This window comes from Lancefieldella parvula DNF00906, from assembly GCF_000758945.1.
GTDB lineage: Bacteria > Actinomycetota > Coriobacteriia > Coriobacteriales > Atopobiaceae > Lancefieldella > Lancefieldella parvula_C.
The window spans coordinates 87,361-114,028 of sequence record NZ_JRND01000003.1; the positions used below are offsets into that span (position 1 = coordinate 87,361).

Annotated in this window: 24 protein-coding genes, 1 tRNA gene and 1 pseudogene; 8 read left to right on the forward strand and 18 right to left on the reverse strand. The window is 46.3% G+C overall.

From position 1 onward, the window contains the following. Nucleotides 1-27: 27 nt before the first annotated feature. Genes HMPREF1647_RS00440 through HMPREF1647_RS00460 form a run of 5 tightly spaced genes read right to left on the reverse strand, consistent with a single transcriptional unit; the run spans nt 28 to nt 4,678 of the window. A complete protein-coding gene (locus HMPREF1647_RS00440; protein ID WP_035431070.1) occupies nt 28-408 on the reverse strand; it encodes a Rid family detoxifying hydrolase in 381 nt (126 codons plus the stop codon). Further along, entirely contained in the window at nt 405-1,247 is an 843-nt protein-coding gene (locus tag HMPREF1647_RS00445; RefSeq protein ID WP_035431072.1) for a hypothetical protein, read from the reverse strand. Before HMPREF1647_RS00445 ends, HMPREF1647_RS00440 begins: the two co-directional genes overlap by 4 nt. Beyond that, complete coding sequence (locus tag HMPREF1647_RS00450; protein WP_035431073.1) at nt 1,247-2,470, reverse strand: D-alanyl-D-alanine carboxypeptidase family protein; 1,224 nt, start codon at nt 2,468-2,470, stop codon at nt 1,247-1,249. Before HMPREF1647_RS00450 ends, HMPREF1647_RS00445 begins: the two co-directional genes overlap by 1 nt. Before the next feature lie 12 nt (nt 2,471-2,482). Then, complete coding sequence (locus HMPREF1647_RS00455) at nt 2,483-3,241, reverse strand: CDP-alcohol phosphatidyltransferase family protein (RefSeq protein ID WP_052039067.1); 759 nt, start codon at nt 3,239-3,241, stop codon at nt 2,483-2,485. Between the two features lie 39 nt (nt 3,242-3,280). Next, complete coding sequence (locus tag HMPREF1647_RS00460; protein ID WP_035431076.1) at nt 3,281-4,678, reverse strand: M20/M25/M40 family metallo-hydrolase; 1,398 nt, start codon at nt 4,676-4,678, stop codon at nt 3,281-3,283. A gap of 127 nt (nt 4,679-4,805) precedes the next feature. On the opposite strand from HMPREF1647_RS00460, the gene HMPREF1647_RS00465 reads away from it, so the two are divergent. Continuing rightward, a complete protein-coding gene (locus HMPREF1647_RS00465) occupies nt 4,806-5,696 on the forward strand; it encodes an HAD family hydrolase (protein ID WP_035427585.1) in 891 nt (296 codons plus the stop codon). Nucleotides 5,697-5,698: 2 nt separating this feature from the next. Here HMPREF1647_RS00465 and HMPREF1647_RS00470 read toward each other — a convergent pair whose 3' ends face one another. Further along, a complete protein-coding gene (locus tag HMPREF1647_RS00470; protein ID WP_035431077.1) occupies nt 5,699-6,463 on the reverse strand; it encodes a class I SAM-dependent methyltransferase in 765 nt (254 codons plus the stop codon). 304 nt (nt 6,464-6,767) lie between these two features. After that, nucleotides 6,768-8,561: an oleate hydratase gene (locus HMPREF1647_RS00475; RefSeq protein ID WP_035431079.1), complete on the reverse strand. Its 1,794-nt coding sequence runs from the start codon at nt 8,559-8,561 to the stop codon at nt 6,768-6,770. A gap of 266 nt (nt 8,562-8,827) precedes the next feature. Here HMPREF1647_RS00475 and HMPREF1647_RS00480 point away from each other — a divergent pair, with 266 nt between their 5' ends. Beyond that, nucleotides 8,828-9,574, forward strand: coding sequence for a class I SAM-dependent methyltransferase (locus HMPREF1647_RS00480; RefSeq protein ID WP_035431081.1), 747 nt, complete (start codon nt 8,828-8,830; stop codon nt 9,572-9,574). Between the two features lie 140 nt (nt 9,575-9,714). On the opposite strand, the gene HMPREF1647_RS00485 is transcribed toward HMPREF1647_RS00480, so the two are convergent. Continuing rightward, nucleotides 9,715-11,058, reverse strand: a complete 1,344-nt coding sequence (locus HMPREF1647_RS00485; RefSeq protein WP_035431084.1) for an FAD-dependent oxidoreductase — start codon at nt 11,056-11,058, stop codon at nt 9,715-9,717. A gap of 213 nt (nt 11,059-11,271) precedes the next feature. On the opposite strand from HMPREF1647_RS00485, the gene HMPREF1647_RS06765 reads away from it, so the two are divergent. After that, the gene (locus tag HMPREF1647_RS06765) at nt 11,272-12,303 is read left to right on the forward strand and encodes an HNH endonuclease (RefSeq protein ID WP_052039068.1); all 1,032 of its coding nucleotides are present in this window, start codon (nt 11,272-11,274) and stop codon (nt 12,301-12,303) included. 7 nt (nt 12,304-12,310) lie between these two features. Here HMPREF1647_RS06765 and HMPREF1647_RS00495 read toward each other — a convergent pair whose 3' ends face one another. Continuing rightward, entirely contained in the window at nt 12,311-12,682 is a 372-nt protein-coding gene (locus HMPREF1647_RS00495; protein WP_035427579.1) for a hypothetical protein, read from the reverse strand. Nucleotides 12,683-12,833: 151 nt separating this feature from the next. Next, nucleotides 12,834-14,426 (reverse strand): hydroxylamine reductase, encoded by a 1,593-nt coding sequence (gene hcp, locus HMPREF1647_RS00500; protein WP_035431087.1) that lies wholly within the window; start codon nt 14,424-14,426, stop codon nt 12,834-12,836. A 179-nt stretch (nt 14,427-14,605) separates the two neighbouring features. Between hcp and HMPREF1647_RS00505 the strand changes: the two genes are divergently transcribed. The 3 genes and pseudogenes from HMPREF1647_RS00505 to HMPREF1647_RS07160 all read left to right on the forward strand — a co-directional run. Continuing rightward, nucleotides 14,606-15,229, forward strand: coding sequence for a Crp/Fnr family transcriptional regulator (locus tag HMPREF1647_RS00505; protein ID WP_262363760.1), 624 nt, complete (start codon nt 14,606-14,608; stop codon nt 15,227-15,229). Between the two features lie 26 nt (nt 15,230-15,255). Beyond that, nucleotides 15,256-15,744, forward strand: a complete 489-nt coding sequence (gene msrA / locus HMPREF1647_RS00510) for a peptide-methionine (S)-S-oxide reductase MsrA (RefSeq protein ID WP_035431092.1) — start codon at nt 15,256-15,258, stop codon at nt 15,742-15,744. Nucleotides 15,745-15,768: 24 nt separating this feature from the next. Further along, nucleotides 15,769-15,885: pseudogene (locus tag HMPREF1647_RS07160) on the forward strand (hypothetical protein); the annotation flags it as partial. Between the two features lie 487 nt (nt 15,886-16,372). Here the strand turns inward: HMPREF1647_RS07160 and HMPREF1647_RS00520 are convergent. Together HMPREF1647_RS00520 and HMPREF1647_RS00525 are read right to left on the reverse strand one after the other, a co-directional pair. Next, nucleotides 16,373-16,945 (reverse strand): hypothetical protein, encoded by a 573-nt coding sequence (locus HMPREF1647_RS00520; RefSeq protein ID WP_035431095.1) that lies wholly within the window; start codon nt 16,943-16,945, stop codon nt 16,373-16,375. A 115-nt stretch (nt 16,946-17,060) separates the two neighbouring features. Continuing rightward, nucleotides 17,061-17,372: an MGMT family protein gene (locus HMPREF1647_RS00525; protein WP_035431098.1), complete on the reverse strand. Its 312-nt coding sequence runs from the start codon at nt 17,370-17,372 to the stop codon at nt 17,061-17,063. 79 nt (nt 17,373-17,451) lie between these two features. Here HMPREF1647_RS00525 and HMPREF1647_RS00530 point away from each other — a divergent pair. Together HMPREF1647_RS00530 and HMPREF1647_RS00535 are read left to right on the forward strand one after the other, a co-directional pair. Continuing rightward, nucleotides 17,452-17,528, forward strand: a tRNA-Pro gene (locus tag HMPREF1647_RS00530). Between the two features lie 121 nt (nt 17,529-17,649). Then, nucleotides 17,650-18,267 (forward strand): class I SAM-dependent methyltransferase, encoded by a 618-nt coding sequence (locus HMPREF1647_RS00535; RefSeq protein WP_035431100.1) that lies wholly within the window; start codon nt 17,650-17,652, stop codon nt 18,265-18,267. Between the two features lie 81 nt (nt 18,268-18,348). Here the strand turns inward: HMPREF1647_RS00535 and HMPREF1647_RS00540 are convergent, their stop codons facing one another. Genes HMPREF1647_RS00540 through HMPREF1647_RS00565 form a run of 6 tightly spaced genes read right to left on the reverse strand, consistent with a single transcriptional unit; the run spans nt 18,349 to nt 26,623 of the window. Then, nucleotides 18,349-20,193: an ABC transporter ATP-binding protein gene (locus tag HMPREF1647_RS00540; RefSeq protein WP_035431101.1), complete on the reverse strand. Its 1,845-nt coding sequence runs from the start codon at nt 20,191-20,193 to the stop codon at nt 18,349-18,351. After that, entirely contained in the window at nt 20,193-21,938 is a 1,746-nt protein-coding gene (locus tag HMPREF1647_RS00545) for an ABC transporter ATP-binding protein (RefSeq protein WP_035431104.1), read from the reverse strand. Before HMPREF1647_RS00545 ends, HMPREF1647_RS00540 begins: the two co-directional genes overlap by 1 nt. Next, nucleotides 21,939-23,810, reverse strand: coding sequence for an ABC-F family ATP-binding cassette domain-containing protein (locus HMPREF1647_RS00550; protein WP_035431107.1), 1,872 nt, complete (start codon nt 23,808-23,810; stop codon nt 21,939-21,941). Further along, nucleotides 23,810-24,661, reverse strand: coding sequence for a deoxyribonuclease IV (locus HMPREF1647_RS00555; protein WP_035431110.1), 852 nt, complete (start codon nt 24,659-24,661; stop codon nt 23,810-23,812). Before HMPREF1647_RS00555 ends, HMPREF1647_RS00550 begins: the two co-directional genes overlap by 1 nt. A 1-nt stretch (nt 24,662) precedes the next feature. Further along, entirely contained in the window at nt 24,663-25,889 is a 1,227-nt protein-coding gene (gene coaBC / locus HMPREF1647_RS00560) for a bifunctional phosphopantothenoylcysteine decarboxylase/phosphopantothenate--cysteine ligase CoaBC (protein WP_035431113.1), read from the reverse strand. A gap of 14 nt (nt 25,890-25,903) precedes the next feature. Next, nucleotides 25,904-26,623 (reverse strand): zinc ribbon domain-containing protein, encoded by a 720-nt coding sequence (locus tag HMPREF1647_RS00565; RefSeq protein ID WP_035431116.1) that lies wholly within the window; start codon nt 26,621-26,623, stop codon nt 25,904-25,906. Between the last annotated feature and the right edge of the window lie 45 nt (nt 26,624-26,668).

A 26,668-nucleotide genomic window follows, 5' to 3' on the forward strand; every position in this document is an offset into this window, starting at 1 on the left:
AATTTGGTTACAAGATAATAATAACGCTTAACGACAAGCAATGCAGTCCATTTCGATGAGCGCACCAAGAGGCAACGCAGAAACCTCAACAACTGCCCTGCCAGGTGCAGGAAGAACAAAGTACTGCCTATAAATTTCGTTTACCTTAGGCAAATCATTGATATCAGCAAGGTAGATAGTTGTCTGAGCTACATCAGAAAGGGTGCATCCTGCCTCTGCCAGAATTGACTGAGCAAGATGTATAACACGAGTAGTCTGCTCTTCAATTCCTCCGTCTATTAGCTTCTTTGGGTCTTCTGCAGAGACCGCAATTTGACCTGTGACAAATACCAATCTACCTGCAGTAGTACCCTGAGAGTATGGCCCCATAGGAGCTGGAACACCTACTGCATTAATTGCATATTTCATAGAAGATCACCCCTTGCACCAATGAAATCATCAGAGGCTCTGAGTAAACCCCAACCCTCAAGTTTATCTTTAGCCACTACTACTTTAGTGTTACTTGCAAGTTCTGAAAACCATGGAAGATATGTTTTTAGACCTTCAACGAGCTGCTTATGGCCAAGAGGATGAACTGTCTCAAAAGAAAGCAAGCTTCTAAAAAGAATTACCGTATGTACCGGTGGGACCATAACCAGATAGGCGGGAACTTTTTTGGTTGAAACATTGGCCACAAGAGCAGGGATTGTTTGGTCAAGCATAAGATTGCAAAGCTTTGAGTCTTCTGGAAGCTTCTGTTCTCCCAGGTAGTCCATAAGGACCTTCTTGGCCTTTTTACCAGCAAGGAGAAGCGGAGTAAGCAGCGGAGTTGCATCTTCCAAAGACACTCCTGCATAAGGAGCTACACCGTTTTGCTCGACTGACGCAATGATAGAAAGCCACTCGTCTAGAACAAGAGAGCGCTCAGATGCATCAAGTACCACGTACTCGTTTTGACCAGAGCGCGCGAGAAGACCGATGGAAGACAGAGATCCGTCTCCCGTAAGTGCACACTCAAATGAAGTCTCTCCTACCTCAAGCTGTTTACCTGCAAAGACAGCTTCCACAAAATTTTGAGCTGATGTACCACTCACCAGCGTGTAGCCGATACCACTCAGGTCAATAAGAGCGCAATCTTTCAGAGCTTCCTCAAGGGGTTTCTCGCCATAGAAAGATTGGGCTAAGTTGAAGCCTTCAGTTGAGGTTGAGAATTGTGCGCCAAGATACTCAAGCTCGGTATGAAGGATAGAGCGTTTCTGCTCAGACATTAGTTTCTCCCAAAGAGATACGGAGCAACCGAATGCAGGTCAAAGAGGTTGTAGGCCGGAATAGTCCACAGCGTAAGATGTGCCTGGGTAATGGTGGTGCCTACCTGCGCGGAATCTTGGGACCAGTCAGTTGAAGAAACCAGCTGGTTGTTAGCTACTGGATAGTTGGGAGAAAGCATGGAGGTCTGGTAGGTGAAGTCTTTAGAGCCAGGCCATGCCATATACGTGGTAGAAGTTGATGGTTTAACCACTGCAGAGAGCAAGAAGTTGTCCTCGCTCGTACGAATCTGCACAATCTGGTCAGTTCGCTGGATGCTTACGCGATTGTAATTGCGATAAGCCCAGTTCATCAGAATGGCGGTATCGTCAAAACGACCTTGTGTAGTCTCGCAACCAAGCACGCAGGTGTAGAGCGTAATGTTTCCGCGCTTTGAAGCGCCCAAGAAGGCAGTACCAGAGTCTTCAGCACCTGTTTTAATGCCGAGAAGACCTCGGTAGGTGTCCATAAGGTCATCAGTTGAGTGGAACGTGCGCTGCTCCCCTCCTACCGTTGTAGTGTATGACCTGGTATGCACAGCGCTTGCGATAAGTGGATAGTGCTCGCGCGCATAACGACCCATCAGAGCAAGGTCTCGCGCGGTTGAATAGTGACCATTAGCATCGAGGCCGTGAGGATTTTGGAACTGCGTGTGAGTCATGCCAATCTCAGCAGCCTTCTTGTTCATTTGGTCAACAAAGGCCTGTTGAGAGCCTGATACGTTGACAGCAATGTTATAAGCTGCGTCATTTGCGGAATACACCAGCATCATCATGATCAGCTGTCTGAGTGTAGGCGTATCGTCCGAGGTCAAACCAGCAACTTGAGAACCCTCTTCAAGATCTGGAACTGTGATCTTGCAGGGCTCATCAAGATTGACGCCCGAATCAAGCGCAACAATTGCCGTCATAACCTTGGTAATGGATGCCATAGGAAGCTCTTGATCTGGATTTTTGCTCCAGAGAACGTTTCCTTGAGCATCGGTGACAATGGCAGTAGTTGCCTCGGTAAGTTTTGGCTCATCCGTTACGGAAGACTTATTAGACGAGGTATTTTCTGCCAAAACTGTAGTTGCGGGAGCAAAAGGAGCAGCTAAAACAAAAACTAGCAGCAAGCTAACAAGAAAAGCCAGCGTCTTATCAGAGAGCTGGCGCAAAGAAACATGGTTGTGCTTAAGGAAAGTCATAAACAACCTAACTTATGCTTGAGTGTTTTTACTATCTTTAACTATTTTAGCCGCTTCACCAGTATAAACAACTGCAGTAATTGCCGAGAAAACAATTCCTATATACACAAAGAAGATACCCAGTGCGCTGCTCTCAGAGTTAAGACCTGGAAGCCAACTGACGTTGACCAGGCCAAGGCCGGATACAACTGGAATGCCCAGAAGAAGCAGGCTAAAACCAGTCATCAAAAAGGCAGTTGCAGTTTTACCTACAAAGACAACATCAATAGGACGCCTGCGGAATTTGCGAACAGCAAGAGCGCCAAGAGTAAGGTAAACGTCTCGACCAATAACAAACAGCGGGATCCAGAGAGGAAGCTCACCAATAATCAAGAGGCCAAGAACGCCTGTGATAAGAAGGACTCGGTCCATGATAGGATCCATAATTTTTCCCAGCCAGCTGACGGTTTGCGTTCTACGAGCAATCTGGCCGTCAAGGAAGTCAGTAACAGCTGCAGTTACATAACAGCCAAGTGCTACCCAACGATTTCCACCTGTTGAGAAGAGCACAAGAAAGATAATCGTAAGAATCAATCTGCAAAAAGTAATGACGTTTGCAACAGTAAAAATAGCGTTGGAAGGGTTGTTAGAACTACCAACTGGATCAGTAATAGTTCCCTCTGCCTGCGCCTTTGCTGCATCGGCGTCTGCTGCTTCTTTAATTTGGGATGCTACTTGATTAGCTAACTGCTGCCTAGTTTGCAACGTTTCTCTCCCCTTTTTGTAGAACATAACATGCGTCTATTTTAACGTAAGTTGCGCGATAGCAAATTATTCGCACATTTGTTTAACAAAGGACACAAGAACGCGGACGCCCTGAGCATACACGCGTTTCTCGATACGCTCATCAATGCCATGAACGCCGTTTGTCTCATCTTCTGGAGTTGGCCTAAAAGGACAAATGCGCAGAATAGAATCGCAAATTCCCTCGTAGCGTACAGAATCGGTGCCACCACACACAAAGGACGGAACAAAGGTGACGCCTGGATGGTAGTGCTCCATAATGGCTTTGAGCTCTTGATAGCCAGCACCAGCTGGAGAATCAATTCTTCCCGCAGGAGTGGAATGCAAAGCCTTAACCTCAATGGAAGGGTCAACCTGAGCTACTACCTGTTTTATGTGCTCAACGGTTTTGCTGACGCTCACACCAGGAAGCAGCCTTATGTTGATGGTTGCACTGACATTACCAGGCATAACGTTAGCCGCACTACTTGAACCCTCGAGCATGTTGAAAGCGTACGTGGTGGTTACAAACGGATAAAGTTCCTTGATCTGAGCTGCGGCAAGAGCAATCTTGTCTGAATTAGCATCTACGTCATGTACCAGCGAAGCAAAAGGCTCCTCGGTAATTTCTGGAGCAAGAACCTTAAAGGTTTCTTTAACAATGTCATTAAGCTCAGGTTGAGGTTTAGCCTTAGAAAGAGCGGCAAGTGCGCAGCTCAAATGCTCAAGTGAAGTTCCACCAAACGGATTAGAGGAATGTCCGCCGTGACCAGTCGCAGTAAGCTTAACGTTCAAGAAGCCCTTTTGCGAGATGCAGATGTCGGCCACGGTAGCCTCAGGCGCACCGTAAGCGCTGCCATCAAAAAACGTAGTGGTACCCTCGTCCAGAAGGCAAGCTGCACGCATTTCTCGCGAGGCCATGACTTCTGCAAGCCTAGTGGCACCGTGGCTCAAGACCTCTTCGTCTTCGCCAAATGCCAGGTAGATAGAGCGCCTTGGCGAGAAACCCTGTGAAAGCAGATACTCAAGTGCCTCAAGCTCGCCCATAAGCATGTCTTTGATATCAAGCGCACCACGTCCCCAAATGTACGTGTCGTCGACATCTCCACCAAAGGGATCGTGCGTCCATGCGTCTTCTGTACCAAGAACAACAGGAACCACATCCTGGTGAGCAATAAGCATCAATGCAGGAAGCTCTTGATTGGATCCTGGAATCTCAATGAGGAGCGAGTGACCAACTACTTCAACGTTAGAGGCTGCGGTCATAACATACGGGAAGCTATCAACAATGTGCTGTTGAAGACCATCAAACTGAGACCAATCGGTTGTCTCTGCATCGGTATACACCGTCTTAAAAGACAGCGCCTTTGCAAGTCTCTGAGATATTGCCTCTACGTTGAGCTCTGGATATTCATCCTCGTGAGCAAAGTGGTCGTAAATATTCATGGACCTCTACTAATCTCGTAGTTTTAAGTTAACAACGTAATAATAACGGCAATTTTTATGCGTTTCTCTACTCTTGCTGGTAGAATTAACAAAACACTCACTTAGCACACGTATCTTGGGAGCCCTGATGATTAAGCTTGTTCTTTCCGATATGGACCAAACGTTAAAACCCGCTGACACTCCGGCTATTTCAGAAAGAACTCATCAGGCAATTAATAATCTTAAAGCCGCAGGTATTGCGTTTGGACTTTCTACCGGAAGACCTGTATATGATGCACTTTCTTATCTAAAGTCTGACGTTTCCCTGACAGACACTGGTGTGTTTTCAAGTGGAAAGATTCTCTACTTTAATGGCAAGCTCATTTTCACCAAACAATTTACCTACGAGATGATGGAGAAGATCTACGAGGTTATTTCTCCAATGGATGATTGTTTGCTTACGTATTATCAAGAAGGTCCGCTTGAGCAGCCTTTAGATACGTCATTTACCTCTTGTTGGAAAATAGTTGATACCACTCAAGAGGTAGTAGATCATCTTGCAGCCTCGTTTAACACTTTTGTGCCAGGGCTTGGTCCGCAGTCCGTTCCAAAAGATATCCCTATGTATGCGGGAGGTCTTCTCTTACCCCAAGATGAAAAGCGCGCGCAAGAAATCTATGAGGCTGTTACCAGTGCAGTTCCAGAGGTTGAGTTGGTTTCTCCCTATATTGGTTGGTTTGACATCAATTATCGTGGTTGGAATAAGGCACAGGGATTCGAGAAGCTCATTGAGACTATAGGTCTTAAGCCAGAAGAAGTTATTGTGTGCGGCGATTCCGAAAACGATCTTGATCTTCTTAAGATTGCTCATCACTCATGCTGCATGGAAAACGGAACTGACGAGGCTAAGGCTGTCTCGAAGTATCTGTTGCCTAGCGTGTATGAGGAAGGCGTAGCTCAGCTCTTAGAGGCGCTTACAGAGGCTCAGGGAGACTTTGATTCTGACGTTGTCCAGGCTGTCCTGAAGAGAACTCTATAGGGTTAGAGCTTGATGCAGAGCGTGGCAATATAGTCATTCCCATACTGTGATAATCGATTCCTTTTATCACATGACTCATAAAAATCAATCATAGCAAGGCCATTTTTAAGTTGTCCTCTAATCTGAGCTTCTAAGGTATGGCTAAATTCATATCCATATGCTGGATCTATGGTTATTTTGCCTTGTTCTTCAAGCTTTCTTGAATTAAAGGGAATTGAAAACTTTAAAAGTAATTCCTCATCGGGGTGGTCCCATACAACGTCAGCATCATACATGTACGTCCAAGGATTCATGAAGCCGACCATTAATAGCCCACCCTTTTTCAATACGCGAGCTGCTTCTTTATACATGTTTTCTAAGTCTTCAATGTATACATTCGAAACTGGATTAAAAATAATATCGAAAGTTTCATCTTCAAAAGGAAATGGTTTTGTCATATCGGCTTGAACGGTATTGATTTTCAAGCCTTCTCTTTTAGCAACCATCTCGTCTTTTTGTAATTGTGATGAAGAAAAATCCATTATGGTTACGTCATAGCCTTTAGCAGCAAAAACGGGACCCTGTTGTCCGCCACCGCAAGCTAAGCCTAATATCTTTTTTCCGTTGGCCTTTTCAAACCATTCTGTTGGAACTTTTTTCCCGACCGTTAATGCAACAGAAATTGGACTGTTTCTAGCTTCTTCTAATTCTTCATGCGTTAGTGGTTCGGTATAGTCATTGTTTACCTTATTCCATCTATCTTGATTTAATTTTAAGTAGTCATTCATCTTATAATCTCCTCAAAATAGTGTTGTATTTTGATTTAAGTCGCATGTAGAACCATTACATTTTTCTTGTCGCTACAAATTATAATTTGTTTTCTCGCTGTTTGTGCCACATACATTTTTAGCTAATTGATACAGGTCTACAGAGCATGCAACCTAGTACACATAGTCTTATTTCTAAGTGTTATGTCTGAATCGTAAAAAAGTGGCTGCAGATGACACGTCAAATGCAGCCACTTTTATGTTACTCACACGTGTTTAATCGCGTGTTGCCAATCGTTTTGACTCTGCGGTTTTCTCCGCACTTCTACTTGATCAGCCCGCTGTTCCGTAGTAGTAGCTCAATATCAGTGCCCTTGACGGCCTTGAGAGCTACCTTCAAGAGCATCTTCTCCTTGAACGAAAGAGGAGCTTTATCAAGCGTTTTCTTGTCCAGAGCATAGTAGGTTGCCCTTAGAAGCTCTCTGATGTCGTACTGAGAACCCCAAACCTCTGGTACGCCCCTATCAACATCCATCAACGTGTAGACAGACTCCATACCAGTACGGATTGAGTACTCCGTAGTAAAGATAGTGTCGCGAGGAGTCTCGGCAAACTGTCCAATAAAGGCAAAGTTAACGGAACCCTCAGGGACAACTAGTGGCCTGTCCTCAGCCTTTCTTGGCTGGAAGAATGCGTTGATGTAAGGCATGAAGCATGTAGTGGTGTTGCAGCGGTTCTTGGCCCAGTCCTCAATCTTCTTGGTTGGAACACCAATGTGATAGAGCCACTCCTGGCATACTTCCTCACCGGTGCAGTTACGCATAGCCTTCTTTACAAAGTTACCAGGCTTGTTGGTGCTCAGTGCATAGACCCAGATAAGTACAGTGTCCTTGTCCTGTGCTCTGAACTGTGGCTGACGGTTGATGGTCCACGAGAGGTACCAGTTATCGGTACTATCCTTGACGGTTACAATACCGCCGGTTGTGACCTTACCTTCTCTTGGATCTCTCTTGCAGACGCCAATAATCTTCTTGATTATCTCTTCGTCTTTTGTCTGGATAGTAGCGCTCATCCAGTTAGTTGCCTCAAAGTCGCTGCAGAAATTATCGGGATTGCCGTACTCGCCATGCTTGGCCTGAGCGGCGATATTCTTCCACAGATCCCAGGACTCTCCTACGCCATTTCTGACGTTACTGATGTCAGGAGCAGTATTTTGATCACCATAGCAAGAGGTATCGGTGCAGCAGCCATTGGTGATAAACACCAAATCGTCTTCGGTTAGATCAATGGTTTGCTGTGAGCCGTTCTTCTCGTAAACAATCTGAGTGGCTACCTTTTTACCATTGGTGTCGTTGATAATGACGTTCTTGACGTCCATACCGTAGTCAACGCTTACGCCGTGATTCTCAAGATACCTGACCAGTGGCAAAATCATGCTCTCATACTGGTTGTACTTGGTAAAACGCAGCGCAGTAAAGTCAGGAAGACCGTCAATATGGTGACAGAATCTGCAAAGATAACGCTTCATCTCTAGTGCTGAGGACCACCTTTGGAATGCAAACATAGTCTGCCAATAAAGCCAGAAGTTAGTGTTCCAGAAAGAATCAGGAAGTACGTCACTAATCTTCTTGCCCTCAAGGTCCTTCTCGGGAGTCATAAACAGCTTGGCAAGCGCAAGTGAAGACTCTTTATCAAGCTTGAACTTCTTGTCTGTGTGAGCGTCTTTACCGCACTTCTCGGAAGCTCTACAGAGAGAGTAGTTTGGATCGTGCTTGTTGAGCCAGTAGTACTCATCAAGTACCGAGACACCAGGTGTTTCAATAGATGGAACGTCTCTGAACATATCCCACATGCACTCAAAGTGGTTGTCCATCTCTCGGCCACCGCGCATGTAGAAACCCTTGCTTACATCTTTGCGACCATCGCAGCTTCCGCCTGCAAGCTCAAGCTTCTCGAGTAAGTGAATTCTTGTACCCTTTACCTGGCCATCGCGGACAAGATAAAACGCAGCAGCTAGACCTGCAAGTCCTGTTCCAATGATATAGGCTGATTTTTTGTCGGCATCTTTGGGCTTTTCTGGTTTAGCGAACGATTCATACGTTCCAGCAGAGTAATACATAACTTCCTCCTTAGCTTTCCGCTTGAATACCTGCGGAAATTAGTAAGTCGCCCTTACCTTGTGTCCACTATAAACTTATAAACTGCTAAAGAAAATGCACAAAAAGAACGATTGGACATATAGGTTATTTTTTGTCGCAATCTACCTGCTAAATTGTTTCAAAAATAGCAATTAATTTGGCTTTTTTCGCAGGTAATGATGTGGTTAACTTGTATCAGTTAGATAAAGCTAACTTTAATCTTTCATAGTATGAAGGGGGTCTTAGTATGGAAGCTGGTCACGAGTTTTTACTTCGTATGGGCAAGACAAGACTGCGCCCCGGAGGTATTGAAGCAACCAATTGGCTACTTAATTCCGTAGAGGTTACGCCAGAAACTCAGATTCTTGAGGTGGCTTGTAATATTGGCACCACTACGGTTGAGCTGGTAAAACGTTTCCACTGCCACGTAACCGCAATTGACCTAAATGCAGACGTGCTCCCTAAAACAAAAGAAAATATCGCGAGAAACAATATCGAGGAGTACGTAACAGTGGAACAAGGAGACGCTACAAACCTCTCCTACCCCGATAATAGCTTTGATGTTGTAATCAACGAAGCAATGCTCACTATGCTCTCTGACCAGCAGAAAGCGTCTGCGGTTAAAGAGTATGCACGAGTACTCAAGCCAGGCGGTGTGCTCCTTACCCATGACGTCCTCCTGCTCAAAGAAGACGATGAGTTGGTCCACGAGCTCTCAAGAACTATCAACGTCAACGTAAAGCCTTTAACCCTTGCAGGTTGGAAGAATCTCTTTGAGTCAGCAGGTTTCTGTCCAGAAACAAAGAACGGCAAGATGACGCTTATGAATCCGGCAGGACTTATTGCTGATGAGGGTGCTGACGGAGCTCTGAGGGTTATTAGAAACGGTCTCAAACCCGAGAACACCAAGATGTTTACGAGCATGTTCACGTTCTTCAACGATCACGCTGACGACCTCAACTACATTGCCGTAGTGAGCAGAAAGCCAAGATAGGCACCGTATCAAGGCAACGCAGGATTAAGACGGAGCAAACACAAAATAGTTATTTATCGAGCTAGACTTTGGCTCGATAGCAAAAAAGGAAGCTGGCAGAAATACCAGCTTCCTTCTCTTATGTGCGTTATGTGCGGAGCTTATTTGGCCTTTGCGCAGGCAGCCATAGCAACGGAGCCAATGTAGTTGACTGGGTTGGTGAAGTTTGGCTGGAACAGAAGGTCAACAGCTGCAAGGTTGTCGATGGTCATACCAGCGGCAATGGCCACGGAGACAACGTTTGCTGCCTGAGCAACATCGTCATGTGTCGAGAAGAACTGTGCACCCTTGATAAGGCGAGTCTCTGGATCCCAGACAAGCGTAGCGGTAACTGGCTCGGTGGTCAGCATGAACTCAGGACGGTAGTTCTCGGTGATAGAAACGGAATCGTACTCGTAGCCACGAACCTTGCCACCCTCAACAGTGAGGCCTGCTGCAGCCATGGAGTAGTTGTAGAGCTGAACCGCGCTGGAAGCCTGAGTACCTGCATAAGCAGCGGTTGGCTCAAGCATGTTAGGACCAACGTGCAGACCCTGGCGGACAGCGTTGGTTGCCAGAGGAATGTAGTCCTCTTTACCAGTGACGTTGAAGATAATGGAAGCAGAGTCGCCAGCTGCAAAAACGCCAGGCTCGCTGGTGCGCATGTACTCGTCAACCTTGATAGCACCGTTAGGCAGCATATCAAGCTGACCGTTAAAGAGGTCAGTACGAGGCAGGAAGCCAATGCCCAGAATTGCGTAATCTGCGGTGTAAGAGCCCTTATCGGTAACAACGGTGACGGAATCGCCATTGTCCTCAAAGCTCATGACCTTCTCGCCAAGTGCAAGCGTGACGCCGTGCTCTTTGTAAGCATCCTCAACCTGATCGGTGATTGCCTTGTCAAAGTTCTTTGCCAGAACGCGAGGAAGCATGTCGATGAGTGTGACGTCCTTCTGACGCTCGGAGAGCTGCTCTGCAAGCTCGGCGCCGATGTAGCCAGCACCGATGACAATGGCGGACTTGGAAGTTGCCATGGTGTCGTGAATGCGACGTCCGTCAGCCCAGTTTTTGCACTGAAGAACGCGAGGTCCGTCGATGCCAGGCAGTGGTGGAACAATTGGCTTTGAGCCGGTGGTAACTACGAGGTAATCAAAGTCATCCTCAAAAGTCTCTCCGGTCTTAAGGTCTTCCCACGCAACGTGCTTGGTCTTAACATCTGCAGAAGTGACGTTGGTGGTCATATGGACGTGAGCACCAGCCTCGGCAAGGGCTTCTGGAGAGCTGTAGAACATCTTGTTAGGATCGCTTACGTGGTCACCTACCCAAAGAGCAATACCGCAAGACAGGAAGGAAACTGTGTCATTGCGCTCAAAGATGTGAACCTCCCAATCTGGGTGTGCGCCCAGGATTGAAGAAGTGGCAAAAACGCCTGCATGGGTACAACCGATAACTGCAACTTTAGTCATAGAAACCCCTCTGTTAAATGCTACTAATGACTAACATTAATTGTTACTTCGACAGTGGCATTATGCCACATTCTGCTATCGAGAAGAGCGTCATTCTTGAACGTTCTTTAATAAATCGAATATTTGGAGTTCGTGAAGCAATTTGGTTATAGATCTTTACACAGTGGCGAGAAAAACTTACTGTTTGTACAGGCCACTTGTGAGGAGACTGGGATGTTTGATCAGATCATTACAGAATGCAAGATCTTTAATCCAACTCTTGAAAGAGCTTTTAAAGTTGCTCCAAAGGAATTTATCTCCGCTTATCAGTGGTTTATTGATAATGAAGGCAGAGGGACATCTGTTTTGCCGCATAATGTACCAGATAAATTGGGATTTTATGATTTCAAGATAAGTGGTCAATCTGGCATTTTCAGCCCTTCAGGTAGAGATATACACTACAAAAATAAGCAATATGCAATATCAGTTCATACTAGCAAGCCAGGAAAAAATCCCCACTACAAAGACAGACCTCCAATTAAATTAGAGGATGGAACTTGGCTGCTTGAATATTCTGCATATCGTGAGAAAGAAACCTGTACCGTTAGCTACAATACTTATCTATTAAATTGTCTTAACGATGGTCTTCCTGTTGGTGTAATTGATTGGGACAATACAGTAGATCAATACGTCGTCAGAGGTCTTGCATTCGTTGAACGTTATAACAGTGCGACTGGAATGTTTACTTTGCATGGCCCAGTTAATGCTAAAACAATCAACGATTCATCCTTTATTTCTGCAGGTTTTGACGATCTTGAACCAGAAATTCAAGATCAACTTGAGCAGATTGATGACACTGATGAGCGAATTAAAGAATTGAGGGAGTCAGTACGTAGACAAGGTCAGACTCAGTTTAGAAATGACTTGTTAAAAGCGTATGCAAACAGATGTGCTATCTCTGGAAACGGTGTGCCTCAGGTTTTACAAGCAGCTCATATTGGTCAATATCGTGGACCTAAAACTCAAATGGTTACCAATGGTATTCTTCTAAGGTCTGATCTACATCTTCTTTTTGATGCACATTTACTTTCAGTTGAGCCCGATAGTAAACGCATTAGATTATCGAGGCTTCTGGATAAAACCGAATATATTGACTTCAATAAAAAGCAGTTGCATATGCCTGTTTATCATGAAGCTTATCCAAATGAAAAGCAGCTAGAAAGGCATTTTGATCAATTTATGGCTGAAACGGAGATTTTGAGATAAGGCTTTATTACATGATTTCTAGTTCGATCCATGAGCAAAATTCGTGAGCAAAATATTGGTCAGATTTTAATAGATCAATATGAGCCAGAAGATCCTGCAGCGAAGGATCAAAATCATAGCCGTTTACATTTAAAAAAGAATATATAGCAATTGCGGCTAATAATTCATTTTGAGTTTTAAGAGGCCTTAGATTAACGATGTAGAAAGCATATGTAAAAGCATTCCAGCTAATAGATGGGCATTCAATTTCAGTTAAAGGCACCTTATCGTAGTTATCACAGATTTGAGCAAAACACTCAAACATAGTTTGATTATTTTGTATTTTTGGATCAATTAGTTTACTCAGATTCTTTAGGTCATTAACTGTTAGTCTTCTCATTTTTCCCTCCTTAACAAAAGGAAGAATATCGATCTTTATCTGAGTTTGGCGGTTTCCAAGTTAGATTCACAAAATCCACGATCAAAAAAACGCCTCCCAGCGCGTAGCTAGGAGGCGTTTTAAGGAAAGGACTAGAGGGGTTTCTCGCCAATTAGGCAAGCATCTGAGCAAGATCCTCGGAAGCATCGCCGATTGGGCCAATACCGTAGTTCTCAACAAGAATGTTAAGGACATTAGGGCTGACAAACGCAGGAAGGGTTGGTCCAAGCTTGATGTTCTTGATGCCAAGGTGAAGCAGGGTCAGAAGAACGCAAACTGCCTTCTGCTCGTACCAAGACAGGACAAAGCTCAGTGGCAGGTCGTTAACGCCGCAGTCGAATGCATTTGCAAGAGCGGTTGCAATCTGAACAGCACCGTAAGCGTCGTTGCACTGACCAACGTCAAGGATACGAGGAATGCCACCAATGGTGCCCAGGTCAAGGTCGTTGAAGCGGAACTTGCCGCAAGCAACGGTGAGGACAACAGAGTCTGCAGGAGTCTGCTCAACAAACTCGGTGTAGTAGTTACGACCAGGGCGAGCGCCGTCGCAGCCGCCAACAACAAAGAAGTGCTTGATAGCGCCCTGCTTAACAGCATCGATGATCTTATCGGCAATGCCAAGAACTGCACCGTGGCTAAAGCCGGTGGTTACCTTGTGGCCACCGTTGATACCGGTGAGCTCCTGAGCCTCAGCGTATCCACCAAGCTCCTGAGCCTGCTTGATAACAGCACTGAAGTCCTTCTTGCCATTTGCGTCCTCGTCAATGTGAACGAGCTCTGGGAATGCAACAAGCTCAGTAGTGTAGACGCGGTCCTTGTAGCTAGGACGAGGTGGCATGAGGCAGTTAGTGGTAAAGACAACAGGAGCTGGAATGTCCTTGAACTCCTTCTGCTGGTTCTGCCATGCGGTACCAAAGTTGCCCTTGAGCTGTGGATACTTCTTGAGCTCTGGATAACCGTGAGCTGGGAGCATCTCGCCGTGAGTGTAAACGTTAACGCCGGTGCCCTCGGTCTGCTCAAGAATCATCTTGAGGTCAAGAAGGTCGTGGCCGGAAACAACAATAAAGGGACCAGGCTCAATAGTCAGAGGAACCTCGGTTGGAACTGGAGTGCCATAAGCGCCGGTATTTGCGCTGTCGAGAAGAGCCATGCACTTGAGATTGACCTCGCCTACCTCAAGGGTAAGAGGCAGCAAAACGTCAACGGAGGACTCGGTAGCAAGAGCAGCAAGAGCCTTTACAAAGAAAGCGTCAACTGCGTCATCAGTCTTGCCAAGAACGCGAGCGTGATATGCATAAGCAGCCATACCACGGATACCAAAGAGAATGAGGGACTTGAGGGACCTAATGTCCTCGTTGTCGGACCAAACGCCGCCAAGTGGAAGATCCTCAACAGGCTCTACGCCAGCCTCTGCAGCTAGACGGTTCTTCTCGTCACGAACCTGAGCGGTAATTGCGTCAACCGCACCCTTGTCAAAGTTGACGTTTGTGATGCAGGTGAACAGGCCGTCAACAATCAGCTGATCTGCGCGGTTAGAACGCTTGCCAGCAGCAAGCTCGGTGCGAGACAGGCCAACCAGAGCGCCGGTGAGCTCGTCCTGAGCAAATGCGACGTCAAAAGGCTTGCCACAAACGCCAGCAGCGCCGGTACATGCAGTACAAGCAGCAGTCTGCTCGCACTGGAAACAGAACATCTTGTTATCCACTATTTTTCCTCTCCATAAAACCATATAGCGAGAAGAGATTTGCTCTTCTGGGTTTCATGATTACAGGAATGTGGAATAAGGTATGTTGTAATTACAACAAAACGATTTCTGTCCAGAAATTTTTTGGAGCGTATATGAACGTGCAAGACATCAAGCCCTCTTTTTTGCTTAATACAATTGTGTTTAAAGGAGTAAAACCAGAGCTACTAGAGGCTCTTTTAAAGCATTTACGTGCTGTTGTTCGCACCTATGAGCCTGGAGAAATTATTTTGTGCGCTGGTGACAAGGCGCATCAATTTGGCATTGTTATCTCTGGCGCTATCCACGTTGAGGGATCTGATGCTCAGGGCAATATCTCCGTGATGGGAGCTTTCCATACCGGAGACACCTTTGGAGAGGCATACGCCGCCCTTGGAAACGTACCACTTTTGACCTCGGTTGTTGCTACCGAGAAATCGGATATTCTGCTGCTGGACGTCCGACAGATTACTACCAGAACGTGTGACATCTGCGGTGGCGTGGACATTATCATCAGAAATCTTATGGCTTCAATTGCTCAAAAGAACATTATGCTGAGTCGACGCATTCAAGATGCCGCACCAAAAAGCATTCGTGGCAAACTGATAGCGTACTTGCATACGCGCTCTCAAGCTGCAGGTTCTACAGAGTTTGATATCCCCTTCAACCGACAACAACTTGCGGACTATCTTGGTGTAGATAGAAGCGCTTTGAGCGCAGTAATATCTTCTTTAAGCAAAGAAGGTGTCTTTGAAGTAAAGCGAAGTCACTTCAAACTTTTATAACAGCAATTCGGCCTAAGGAGGCTTTTATGGCAGAGATTTATTTAGCAGGTGGATGCTTCTGGGGACTTGAAGAGTACTTCTCCAGAATTAAGGGCGTTACCGAAACCACTGTTGGCTATGCAAATGGAAAGACCTTGGATACCAACTATCAGGAGGTCAAGGCTACAGATCACGCAGAAACAGTGCATGTCACTTACGATGAGACCGTTGTAAGCCTCTATGACATTTTGCGTTACTACTTTAGGGTTATTGATCCCCTCTCAGTAAACAAGCAGGGCAACGATGTTGGTAGACAGTATCGCACGGGCATCTATTACACAAATGATGCTGACCTGCTTGTTATTGACAGCATTATGTCTGAACAAGAGTCTTTCTTTGGTCAGAAGCTTGCCGTAGAGGTTCAGCCACTGGATAACTACGTGCTTGCTGAGGAATATCATCAGGACTACTTGAAGAAGAACCCAGGCGGCTATTGCCACATCAATGTTGATGACGCATATAAGCCGCTTGCGTAAGCCGCTTAGCTTACGTTAAGAGGCGCCGTTGATGGATGGGATTTCAAAAACTATGTACTTGAAACTATGTTCTATAGGTACATATCCGAAAACATAACGGATTACATCAATAATGGTGAATATGAAGTTTTTATTAATTAAAAGCAGCATCATTGACATCAAAGTAACCCTCGGAAGGGTGCCTATCGCTTTAAGGCCCAGCCTGGTTTATATAATTCTTGTACTGGTGTCAACGTTTCCGATGCGGATGCTATATTTCCCTGCTAGATCGATAGGAAGGATGATTCAGTTCGGGTTTCCTATACTTATGTATTTCATCCTAGCCCCGGTACTGGCAGCAATGAGCATCAGACAAGAAGACTTATCAAGGGGGAACCTTCCTGCCTTGATTGTAGCTGGCGTGATACTGTTTTTATGTATTCCAATCAGCCGATTAGCGTACTTCTCCTTTTGGGAGAACCAGTATTTCACTTTTCGGGCCATTGTTGTAACTGTAGTTCCTTTTGTTGTGACTGTTGTGGCGACCTTAATAAAGATCCTACACTCCATGTGATTTCCTTGAAGCGGTTAGCCAGGCGCGCCTTATCGGTGTAGTAACTGCCCAGGAAGTTAGACAGGATGTGAGTAACTACTTTTTGACCTCGTAGTGGCTCTTTACCGTAAACGTAATAACATAGGTCTTACGATACGACTCTGGTGCAGAAGTAAGAATTGCACAGTCGGTCAGATTGTAGTTAGTTGGGTGTGCAAGAGCCTGATCAACGGTGTTGCCAATCTCTTCTGCAGATTCAAGTACCTGGGCCCTCTGAGCTGCATCGATAGTTGCTTTTCTCATCAAATCAAACTGATCTGCGGTACCCTCAATGCGAATGATAATGGGCCAAAGGCTGTCTTTATCAATCTGAGTGGTAATTTGAAGATCTGGATACAGGCTGTTATCAAAGCTGAATCCATCAGGAATATGGTAGGTGCCATAGCCAGTTGCGTTGGAATTGTTTGATGAGGAGCTAGAAGAGCTTGAAGAATCCTCTTTTTTCTCGTCTTTCTTTTCTTCTTTTTGTTCTGACGTGGTGGATTTAGTCTGGTCTTGTTTGTTTTCTGTTTGTGAGCAGCCAGACAAAATGCCCACACTCAAGGCTGACGTTACCAGTAGTACAAAAAATGCAGTAAAGAACTTGCTCATCCTAGAGCTACGCTTCATTTGACCTCCATTAAACGGAACGTGCCAACTACTAGGAACTCACTGCGATTGTACCCAGCAAATAGTGCTTCTTAGCTGGGAGAATATTTCACAACATAAAATAATGTTTCATCTTTTATGCTTCCCAAAGAAAGCGCTTCATATCAACCTTGCCGTTTTGTAGAAACCTCACTCCCTCTGCTTCAAGAAGCTCTCGCTGAGCGTCAGGTCCACCAAAGGCAAAGCCTGGAGCAAGTGAGCCATCTTTAAAGACTACTCGGTGACACGGTACACCGCCCGCAACGCCAGGACTTTGATGCATAGCAAATCCCACATAGCGAGCTTTTCTTGGCTCCCCTATCATGCGAGCTATCTGCCCATACGTGCCAACCCTACCCTCAGGAATTTGCTTGACCACTGAAAACGCACGCTGAAAGAAGTTGTCCATATCTCGCCCACTCTATCTTCACGGTTACCGGGAATTACTTGCTCATTTTATGTTGGAATGCTATCGTATCAAAAGCAAACGGGTGGTGGCGCAGCTTGGTAGCGCACTTGACTGGGGGTCAAGGGGTCGCTGGTTCAAATCCAGTCCACCCGACCAGAATTTCTCGCCAGGAGTTTTCCTGGCTTTTTCTTTATATATAGAAGTAGTTTATTAAAACCGATTTGATATAAGTTGTAGCATAGACAAAGTGACAAATTGGAAGTTATCGAGGTGAAATATGCAAGATAAAAAAGGTTTTGATTTATGGGCAGATGATTATGATAAGAGTGTAGGTTTGTCTGACAAATACGGCTCGTATCCTTTTGCAGGCTACAAATCTATTCTTAATGTAATTTATAATCGTGTAATTTGTTCATCTGCGAAGACTGTCTTAGATATTGGGTTTGGAACAGCAGTACTGACTTCAAGATTATATGAAAACGGCTGTACGATTTACGGACAAGATTTTTCAGATAGAATGATTGAAATTGCAAAAGTGAAAATGCCTAAAGCAAGTTTGTATGAAGGCGATTTTTCCAATGGCTTGGTGGAACCTATACAGAAACAAAAGTATGACGCGATCATTGCTACATATTCTCTCCATCATCTTACAGACTTTCAAAAAGTAGATTTTATTACATCATTATTTAAGCTGTTGAACGAGGGAGGATGTATATATATCGGAGATATAGCATTTGAAACTCGGTCATTACTTCAAGAATGTATGCGGATTGCGGCGGATGAATGGGACGGTGATGAAATGTATTTTGTATGGGATGAGCTAAAAGGTCAATTTCCAGAAATGCGATTTGAAAAAATGTCTGACTGTGCAGGACTTATCACCTTGCAAAAATAACTTCCAGTTTGTCAATTACAGGTGACATTAAAAGAGCCAGCCCACTCAAGGTGCTGGCTCTTTCAAAAAATCCATTCTAATTTATGTGTCTGTGCCTTCAAACTGACTCTCGTACAGATTGGCGTAGAAGCCGCCTTTAGCTAAGAGCTCATCATGGGTGCCGCGTTCAAGAATTGAGCCGTCCTTGAGGACAAGAATACAATCTGCACCTTGGATGGTTGAGAGCCTGTGAGCAACAACCAGTGAAGTTCTTCCCTTCATGATGGTATCAAACGCCTTCTGTACCAGCTGTTCTGTACGCGTATCAATGCTTGAAGTCGCCTCGTCCAGAAGCAGAATAGGTGGATTGGCAAGCATGACACGAGCAATGCAGAGAAGCTGCTGCTGGCCCTGAGATAAAGATCCGCCAGACTCTCCTACCATGGTGTCGTAACCCTGAGAAAGCTGCTGAATAAACTCGTGTGCCTGAGCCTTTTGAGCTGCAGCGATAATCTCTTCATCGGTGGCATCAGGCTTTGCATAGCGGATGTTCTCTTTGATGGTTCCCTTAAACAGCCACGTATCCTGTAGCACCATGCCAAACTGCTCTCTCAGCGATGCACGGGTGAGCTTTTGCGTGTTATGACCGTCTACATAAATTGCGCCAGAATCAATGCTATAGAACCTGAGTAGCAGGTTAATAAGGGTGGTCTTGCCGCAGCCAGTTGGGCCAACAAGAGCAATCTTCTGGCCAGGCTCTGCTCTGAATGAGATGTGGCTGAGCAGCGGGTGCTTAGGATCATAGGAGAACGCCACGTCATCAAACTCAATGGAGCCCTGTGGATTCTGGATGACTTCAGCGTCTACTGGATCAGGCTTGATTTCCTTTGCATCGAGAAGATCAAAAACTCGACGAGCGCTTGCATAGGCTGTCTGAACCTGTGTAACAACTGCAGAAATGGCGTTAAAAGGCTTCATGTACTGGTTGGCATACGAGAGGAAGCTCTGCACCTGACCAATGGTGAGCACAGAAGGAACGCCCGTCAAAACGCAAATGCAGCCAAGTCCAGCTACCAGTGCGTAAATAAAGTTGTTTACCAAGCGCGTGGAAGGATTAGAAAGCGATGAAGCAAACTGAGCGCGCTCTCCTACTACACGGAGTTTCTCGTTAATAGCTTCAAACTGCTCAATAATGGCATCTTTGTGAGCAAAAGCAGTAATGAGTTCCTGGTTAGAGACCATCTCTTCTGCGTATCCGCCTAGCTGACCCTGGTAGCCCTGCTGCTTGCTAAAAGATGAGCTTGCGTATTTGGTAATGGCGGAAGCAACAATAATAGAGAGCGGTGTAGCTAGAGCAACTACAAGGCCCATAGGAATCGACATATAGAACATGAAGCATAAGGTTCCAATAATGGTCACTACGCCCGTAAGGAACTGCGTCAGGCCCTGTTGAAGGCCATCACCAAGCTGATCAACATCGTTAACTACCCTAGAGAGCAAGTCTCCCTGAGAATGCGTGTCAATGTATGAGAGCGGCAAGTTTGCCACCTTAGCATGAGCCGCGTTTCTGAGATCGCGTGTAACCAGGTAGGTAAGCTTATTGGTAGACCAAGAAGCTAGCCACTGCGTAGCACTTGCAAGCAAAACTACCAGTGAGAGCTGAGCGAGCGTAGGCAAAAGTGCTGCCTCGGCGCCCTGGACCAGCCTGATGAGCTGGTCGATGGCACTACCCACAATGATGGGTACCCAGAGCTGCAGAATAACGGTTGCAATAGATGACACAGACGCCAGAACCAGAAAACCTCTGTGAGGAGAAATCCATGCAGCTAGTCGGCGTGTGACTTCTGCTGCGGACATGGAGATAGCGTCAGCAGAGCCGCCTTTGCCGTGCTCAGGAGCGCTTGATGCAATAGCGGAGGTGCTTCCACCAGAATACATATCGGCCATTACTCCACCTCCTCAGGACGAAGCTGTGAAAGACAAATCTCTTTATACAGCGAACACGAGGCGAGAAGTTCTTTGTGCGTCCCTAGCCCCACTTGTTTGCCATGGTCAAGAACAAGGATCTTATCTGCCTGCATAACTGCAGCTACACGCTGAGAAATAATGATACTTGTAGTGGTGGCGCTGAGCTTGCGAAGGGCTGCGCGGAGGTGTGCATCCGTAGCAAAATCGAGTGCGGAAGCAGCGTCGTCCAAGATGACAATGCGTGGACTTCCTACCAGAGCACGAGCAATGGTCAAGCGCTGGCGCTGACCACCCGAGAAGTTCTTGCCGCCACGCTCAACAATGCTGTCAAGCTGATCGGGTTTCTCGCGCACAAAGTCTGCTGCCTGAGCAACCTCAAGAGCTGACCAAAGCTCCTCGTCGGTAGCGTTTGGATTCTTCCAGCAGAGATTAGAGCGAATGGTGCCACTGACCAGTGAAGTGTGCTGCGGAACAAAGCCAATAAGGGAACGCAACTGCTCAAACGTATACGTTTTGACGTCGTGGCCAAAGACACTTACAGAACCGGTCTCCGTATCAAAAAGACGTGGAATAAGTGCGGCAAAGCTGGACTTACCAGAGCCCGTACCGCCAATAATGCCCAGCGTCTGACCAGCCTGGAGCAAGAGGTTGATGCCAGAAAGTGCAGGCTCTCCTCCACCATCGTAGACAAGTGAGGCGTCTTTGAATGCCACAGCGGTGCCGGTAAAATCGGACTCTGTGAGGTTGATTTGCCTGTTTCCCTCATCGGTGAGCGTGGGCTTGGTGTTGAGTACTTCCATAATACGATTAGCAGATGCCACACCGCGTGTAATGATAATAACCAGGTTAGCAACGTAGCCAATAGCCAAAAGCGCACTGGTCATATAGCTGACAAGTGCTACCACGGTTCCTTGCGATAGTGTACCCGCGGTAATCTGAGGTGCCGCAAGCCAAAGTGTTACGGCAATTCCCAGGTACATGACTAGGAAGGTTGCAGGATTTAGCAATGCCGAATAATTTGCAGCATCAGTGGCCGTTTTTGTCTGAGCCAAAACCGCCTCGGAGAATTGTTCCTTCTCTTCTGACTCATGCCTAAAAGCCCTAATAACACGAATACCAGAAAGCATTTGTCGCATATATAAAGAAACGGTATCAAGGCGCTTCTGCAGCTCAGTAAAGAGTGCAGTAGATTTACGTGCAACAAAAAAGAAAATAGCTGCTACCAACACTGTTGCAATCAAGAAGACCATTCCAAGCTGAGCATCAAGCATAAGGGTGGCAATAATAGATCCAGCCGCTAGGATTGGCCATCTGACCAGCTGACGAATGCCCAGAGCAACGGTAACCTGCACCTGATTAACATCGTTGATAAGACGGGTTACCAGCGTATCTGTTCCCAGTGCAGAAATATCGGCACTTGAGAGCTCTTGAATCTTCTTAAACAGCTCATTGCGCAAATCAGTTCCCGTGCGCTGAGAAACAATGGAAGCAATTTTCTGACAGACAAGCGTAAAACTAAAGCCCACAACCGCAATAATTACCAGCAAAATGCCATAGCGAATAATGTCATACATGTTCGCCCCGTGAATTCCCAGGTCAATCATGCGCGCAATAATCAAAGGTGTAAGAAGGTCACCAATGACCTCAACACCCTTACAAAGCAAGGCAACAAAACTCTTTCGACCATATTTTGGCCATACAAATCTAGAGAGCAACTCTCCCATTTACGCTTCACCAAGTTTCTCTGCTAGCGTTAACCACTCGTCTTCCAGCTCCATCAGCGCCGCTTCTGCGTCATCAAGCTGCTGCTGCAACTCCATCAAACGCTGCGCGTCAGTAGCATCAGCGGAGCTCATCTGCTCTCTAATCTGTTCTGGAAGCTCCTGAGCCTTTCCCATACGCCTCTCAATCGAATCAAAGCGCTTCTTGAGCTCGCGACGCTCAGCGTTGCTCAGCACCGCATCCTCCTGGCGAGAAGACCCATCTACCTGCGGCTCGTTTGTATCTGAACTGACGCGTGCACCCGACAACTCCCCCGCTCTTCTCGCCGTTTGCTTTGCAGCATCAACCAGCTTGAGGTACTCGTCAACGCCGCCAGGAACGTGGCGAATGTGGCCGTCTATGAGGGCATATTGGTCATCGGTAACGCGCTCAATCAAGAAGCGATCATGGCTGACTACCAGAAGGGTTCCTGGCCACGAGTCCAGAAGGTCTTCTAGGACAGCCAGCATATCTGTATCTAGATCGTTGCCCGGCTCGTCCAGTACCAGCACGTTTGGCTCTTCCAGAAGAACACACAGAAGCGCCAGACGCCTACGCTGGCCACCGGAGAGGTCTTGCAAGCGATTGGTAAACTCTCGACGGTCAAAGCCCAAGCTTTCAAGCAGCTGTGTTGGGCTTTGCATCTTGCCATTTACCAGGTAACTTGTCTTGTACTGGCCAAGCAGTTCAAGAACGGTCCACGTCTCTTTTGTGGCAAATGTATCAATCTGCTGAGAAAGCCATCCAAATTTGACAGACTTTCCTACCTTTACCAGGCCAGACGTTGGTTGTAGTTGCTGTGTCATCAACTCAAGAAGCGTAGATTTACCAGCGCCATTCTCGCCCAAAATGCCATAGCGGTCTCCAGGGCCAATAAGCCATTCGACGTGCTTAATGACGTCTACCTGTGCATTTTGATCTGCTTCCGTTGTCTGCGCGGTATTTTTATAAGCAAAAGAGACATCATGCATCTCAATAACCTGCTTGCCTAGCCTGGAGACTGCCATGCGTTTGAGCTCAAGCGTGTTTCTAAGTGGTGGATCTTCGGCTAGAAGCTCCATGGCAGCATCAATCCTAAACTTAGGCTTTGACGTGCGAGCCTTTGCACCATGAGCAAGCCAGTTAAGCTCTTTTCTGAGCGTATTCTGACGGCGCTCTTCCATCACCGCTGCCTGTCTATCACGTTCAACTCGAGCTTGAATGTAGGCAGAATAGCCGCCGTCAAATGGGTCGATAACCCCGTCGTGGACTTCCCACATGTGGTCGCAAACCTCATCCAAGAACCAACGGTCATGTGTGACCAGGATGAGGGCACCACTTCCCTCTGACCAGCGGTTTTTAAGGTGATTTGCAAGCCACTGAATAGCGTGAAGATCAAGGTGGTTAGTTGGCTCGTCAATAAGCATTAAATCCCAGGTGCCCACAAGCAGTCGAGCCAAATCGCAGCGTCTACGCTGACCTCCAGAAAGCTCTCCTACCAGACCATTCCAGTCTAAGTCTCCAATGAGTTCATCAATAATCTTACGGATACGAGCGTCAGATGCCCACTCGTACTCTGGCGTATCTCCCACAACAGCACTGCAAACTGTCTGTGAATCAGAAAGTGAATCACTTTGGCCCATGTAGCCTACTTGAATGCCACTTCTCCAAATTACGTTTCCGGAATCAGGCTCAATTCTATGGGCGATAAGATCTAAGAGGGTTGATTTTCCATCGCCGTTTTTGCCCACAACACCAATACGGTCACCCTCATTAACGCCAATAGTCTGGTTGGTAAGAACCTTCTTACCAGGCCATTCCATAGAAATTTGTTCGCAACCTACCAGAATTCCCACTAGTTATCACCTAAAAAAGAACGAAGTAACGCAATTTCTTCTCTCCAACCAGAAAGCTCAGAATGAGGAGTCTCCAAAATCATAGGAAGCGTGTTGACGCGCGGATTAGTCACCACAGCGCGGAACGTTTCTAATCCAATGAAGCCTTTGCCAATCTGCTCATGTCTATCTTTATGAGCCCCAAGAGGATTCTTGGAGTCATTAAGATGCAAGGCTTTGAGCTTTTTCAAGCCAACTATCTGATCAAATGTATCTAGAACAGCATCAAAATTTTCTACAATTTCATAGCCGCCATCGTGAACATGACAGGTATCAAGGCACACGCCCATAAGTTCGGGGTGGTTTACCCTATCTAGAATTGCAGCAATCTCTTCAAACGTTTTGCCAACTTCAGTGCCCTTACCAGCCATAGTTTCAAGAAGCACGGTAGTATGCTGGCCTTCAAAAAGGCAATCATTAAGCGCACTTGAAATCTGCTCAATTGCCACGTCAGAACCTTGACCTACATGGCTACCAGGATGAAAGTTGTAATAATTACCAGGCAGATACTCCATACGCTCAAGATCTTCTGTGAGCGCTCGACGAGCAAAATCCCTGGTCTCGTCTTTTGCTGAGCACAAGTTCATGGTGTAAGGAGCATGCGCAACCAGAGGTCCAAAGTGATGAGCCTCTAGAAGTTCTCTGAGCCTTGCAACATCAGCCTCATCTAGAGCCTTAGCGTTGCTACCACGAGGATTTCTAGTAAAGAAAGCAAAGGTAGTTGCCCCAATAGAAAGAGCATCCTTACCCATTGCCTCCCAGCCCTTACCTGCAGAGAGATGGCATCCAATAAAGAGTTCTTCTGGTCGCACGTTATGCACGCTCCTCAAGCATTTTGGCCACACGGTCCAAAAGCTCTGAAGCTACGTCAGCAAGTGGCAAAGTCTCAAGCTGTTCTACACCTTGAGGAGTTACAAAAGCCACGCGGTCTGTATCTGAACCAAAGGTTGAATCTGGTCTAGACACATCATTTGCCACAATCATGGAACAACCTTTACGCTCAAGTTTAGCCTGAGCATGCTTCAAAAGGTTATTTGTCTCTGCTGCAAAACCTACGACAACCTGGTCTTTCTTAGTTTTAGAAAGGCTGGCGAGAATATCGGTGGTTTCTTTAAGGTCAATAGATTCAAGATACTCTTGTGATTTCTTGAGCTTATGATCTGCTGGATGAGCAGGCGTGTAATCGGCAACAGCTGCTGTCAAAATAGCGACGTCAACGCTGTCAAAGACGTCTGTACAAGCCTTATACATATCTTCAGCAGATACAACTCTCTGAATAATGACACCCTGAGGAGGCTCAAGATGCGTAGGACCAGAAATAAGTGTGACTTCTGCTCCACGATTAGCTGCAACTTTAGCCACGGTATAGCCAAGTTTACCTGTAGAACAGTTGGCAATAAAGCGAACTGGATCGATCTTCTCGTGAGTAGGACCTGCAGTAATAAGAAGCTTTTTACCTACAAGATCTTGCTTGGATGGCGCAGCGTCATTGCCAGAAAGAACCTTCAGTGTATCGTCTACAATCTGTTGTACTGGAGCAAGCTTTCCGTCGCCGGTATAGCCGCAAGCAAGACGGCCTGACTCAGGCATTACCATCTGGATTCCACGCTGACGGAGCAGTGCGACATTTGCCTGAGTGGCTGGATTTTTCCACATATGCGTATTCATGGCCGGGGCCACAAGAACTGGCGTGTGAGCTGCTAGAAGCGTTGTACTTGCAGCGTCATCAGTTATACCATGAGCCATCTTTGCCATGATATTGGCAGTAGCTGGTACAACTACCATGCAATCTGCCCAATCGGCAAGGTCAACGTGAGCAACTGGAGTTTCGGCATTGTTGTAGAGCGACTGCACTACCTCATGATGCGTTAATGCTTCAAAGGTAGTCTTTCCTACAAATTGAGCTGCATCTTCTGTCATAACAACACGAACGTCGCAGTCAGCTTTCTGAAGGCCTCGGAGCACTTCGCAGGCTTTATATGCAGCAATTCCTCCGCACACCACAAGGCATACAGAGGACTGAGCGGTTTTATCCAACATAGTGATAAATTCCTTTATTCTTCAAACGCTGTAGATGTAATAAGCATCCTGTGGCAATAAGGGCACTCAGCAATCTCAGAGCTATGCTGAAGATCGTGGAATGAACTTGGTTGCAGTTTAACGCGACAGACACTTGGAATGTTTCCTACAAGGTGCTCAACTGCCAGGCCCTTAAAACGTTTACGTGCAGCTTCATAGCGCTCAAGCGTGTCAGAAGAAATCTGAGCTGCAAGCTCTTCTCGAGATTTAGAGAGCTCAACAATCTCTGCGCGAAGAGCCGCAGAATCAATCTCAAGGGACTGAGAAAGGCTCTCACGCTCTTTCATAAGCTTTACCCGCAAGTCTTGAGCTGTCTGATAAGCCTTCTTGCACTTCTCAAGCTCTTCTGTTTTTGCTGCAAGTTTAAAATCGCACTTCTCGATATTCTTTGCCAAAGAAGAAAGCTGCTGGTCAAAGTCCCTAAGAGCACGATGATTAGTTGCAGTTTCTACAGCAGCAGAAACCTCATCTGTTTTAAGGACATAATGGGCGCGCTGCTCATTGAGGTCAGAAATATCAATTTCTACGTCTTTTTTAACACCAAGCACTTGCTTGAGCTGGGAAGCAATCTTCTTCTCTGCAAGTTGGGCGTTTTTAATCTTTTGAACCTGGGGCATTGAGGCCAAGTTGGATGCGAGTTTTAGCAGCTGCAAATCAATATCCTGGAGCTGCATCAGATTTACAGACTCACTCATAGGGCCTCCTCATATACGGTTACTCATCTAGTCTACCGTAAATAA

Bases quoted from the DNA above. Each gene is read 5' to 3' on its own strand.
- HMPREF1647_RS00440 (WP_035431070.1), bottom strand. From the start codon at position 408: ATGAAATATGCAATTAATGCAGTAGGTGTTCCAGCTCCTATGGGGCCA.
- HMPREF1647_RS00445 (WP_035431072.1), bottom strand. From the start codon at position 1,247: ATGTCTGAGCAGAAACGCTCTATCCTTCATACCGAGCTTGAGTATCTT.
- HMPREF1647_RS00450 (WP_035431073.1), bottom strand. From the start codon at position 2,470: ATGACTTTCCTTAAGCACAACCATGTTTCTTTGCGCCAGCTCTCTGAT.
- HMPREF1647_RS00455 (WP_052039067.1), bottom strand. From the start codon at position 3,241: ATGTTCTACAAAAAGGGGAGAGAAACGTTGCAAACTAGGCAGCAGTTA.
- HMPREF1647_RS00460 (WP_035431076.1), bottom strand. From the start codon at position 4,678: ATGAATATTTACGACCACTTTGCTCACGAGGATGAATATCCAGAGCTC.
- HMPREF1647_RS00465 (WP_035427585.1), top strand. From the start codon at position 4,806: ATGATTAAGCTTGTTCTTTCCGATATGGACCAAACGTTAAAACCCGCT.
- HMPREF1647_RS00470 (WP_035431077.1), bottom strand. From the start codon at position 6,463: ATGAATGACTACTTAAAATTAAATCAAGATAGATGGAATAAGGTAAAC.
- HMPREF1647_RS00475 (WP_035431079.1), bottom strand. From the start codon at position 8,561: ATGTATTACTCTGCTGGAACGTATGAATCGTTCGCTAAACCAGAAAAG.
- HMPREF1647_RS00480 (WP_035431081.1), top strand. From the start codon at position 8,828: ATGGAAGCTGGTCACGAGTTTTTACTTCGTATGGGCAAGACAAGACTG.
- HMPREF1647_RS00485 (WP_035431084.1), bottom strand. From the start codon at position 11,058: ATGACTAAAGTTGCAGTTATCGGTTGTACCCATGCAGGCGTTTTTGCC.
- HMPREF1647_RS06765 (WP_052039068.1), top strand. From the start codon at position 11,272: ATGTTTGATCAGATCATTACAGAATGCAAGATCTTTAATCCAACTCTT.
- HMPREF1647_RS00495 (WP_035427579.1), bottom strand. From the start codon at position 12,682: ATGAGAAGACTAACAGTTAATGACCTAAAGAATCTGAGTAAACTAATT.
- msrA (WP_035431092.1), top strand. From the start codon at position 15,256: ATGGCAGAGATTTATTTAGCAGGTGGATGCTTCTGGGGACTTGAAGAG.
- HMPREF1647_RS00520 (WP_035431095.1), bottom strand. From the start codon at position 16,945: ATGAAGCGTAGCTCTAGGATGAGCAAGTTCTTTACTGCATTTTTTGTA.
- HMPREF1647_RS00525 (WP_035431098.1), bottom strand. From the start codon at position 17,372: ATGGACAACTTCTTTCAGCGTGCGTTTTCAGTGGTCAAGCAAATTCCT.
- HMPREF1647_RS00535 (WP_035431100.1), top strand. From the start codon at position 17,650: ATGCAAGATAAAAAAGGTTTTGATTTATGGGCAGATGATTATGATAAG.
- HMPREF1647_RS00540 (WP_035431101.1), bottom strand. From the start codon at position 20,193: ATGGCCGATATGTATTCTGGTGGAAGCACCTCCGCTATTGCATCAAGC.
- HMPREF1647_RS00545 (WP_035431104.1), bottom strand. From the start codon at position 21,938: ATGGGAGAGTTGCTCTCTAGATTTGTATGGCCAAAATATGGTCGAAAG.
- coaBC (WP_035431113.1), bottom strand. From the start codon at position 25,889: ATGTTGGATAAAACCGCTCAGTCCTCTGTATGCCTTGTGGTGTGCGGA.
- HMPREF1647_RS00565 (WP_035431116.1), bottom strand. From the start codon at position 26,623: ATGAGTGAGTCTGTAAATCTGATGCAGCTCCAGGATATTGATTTGCAG.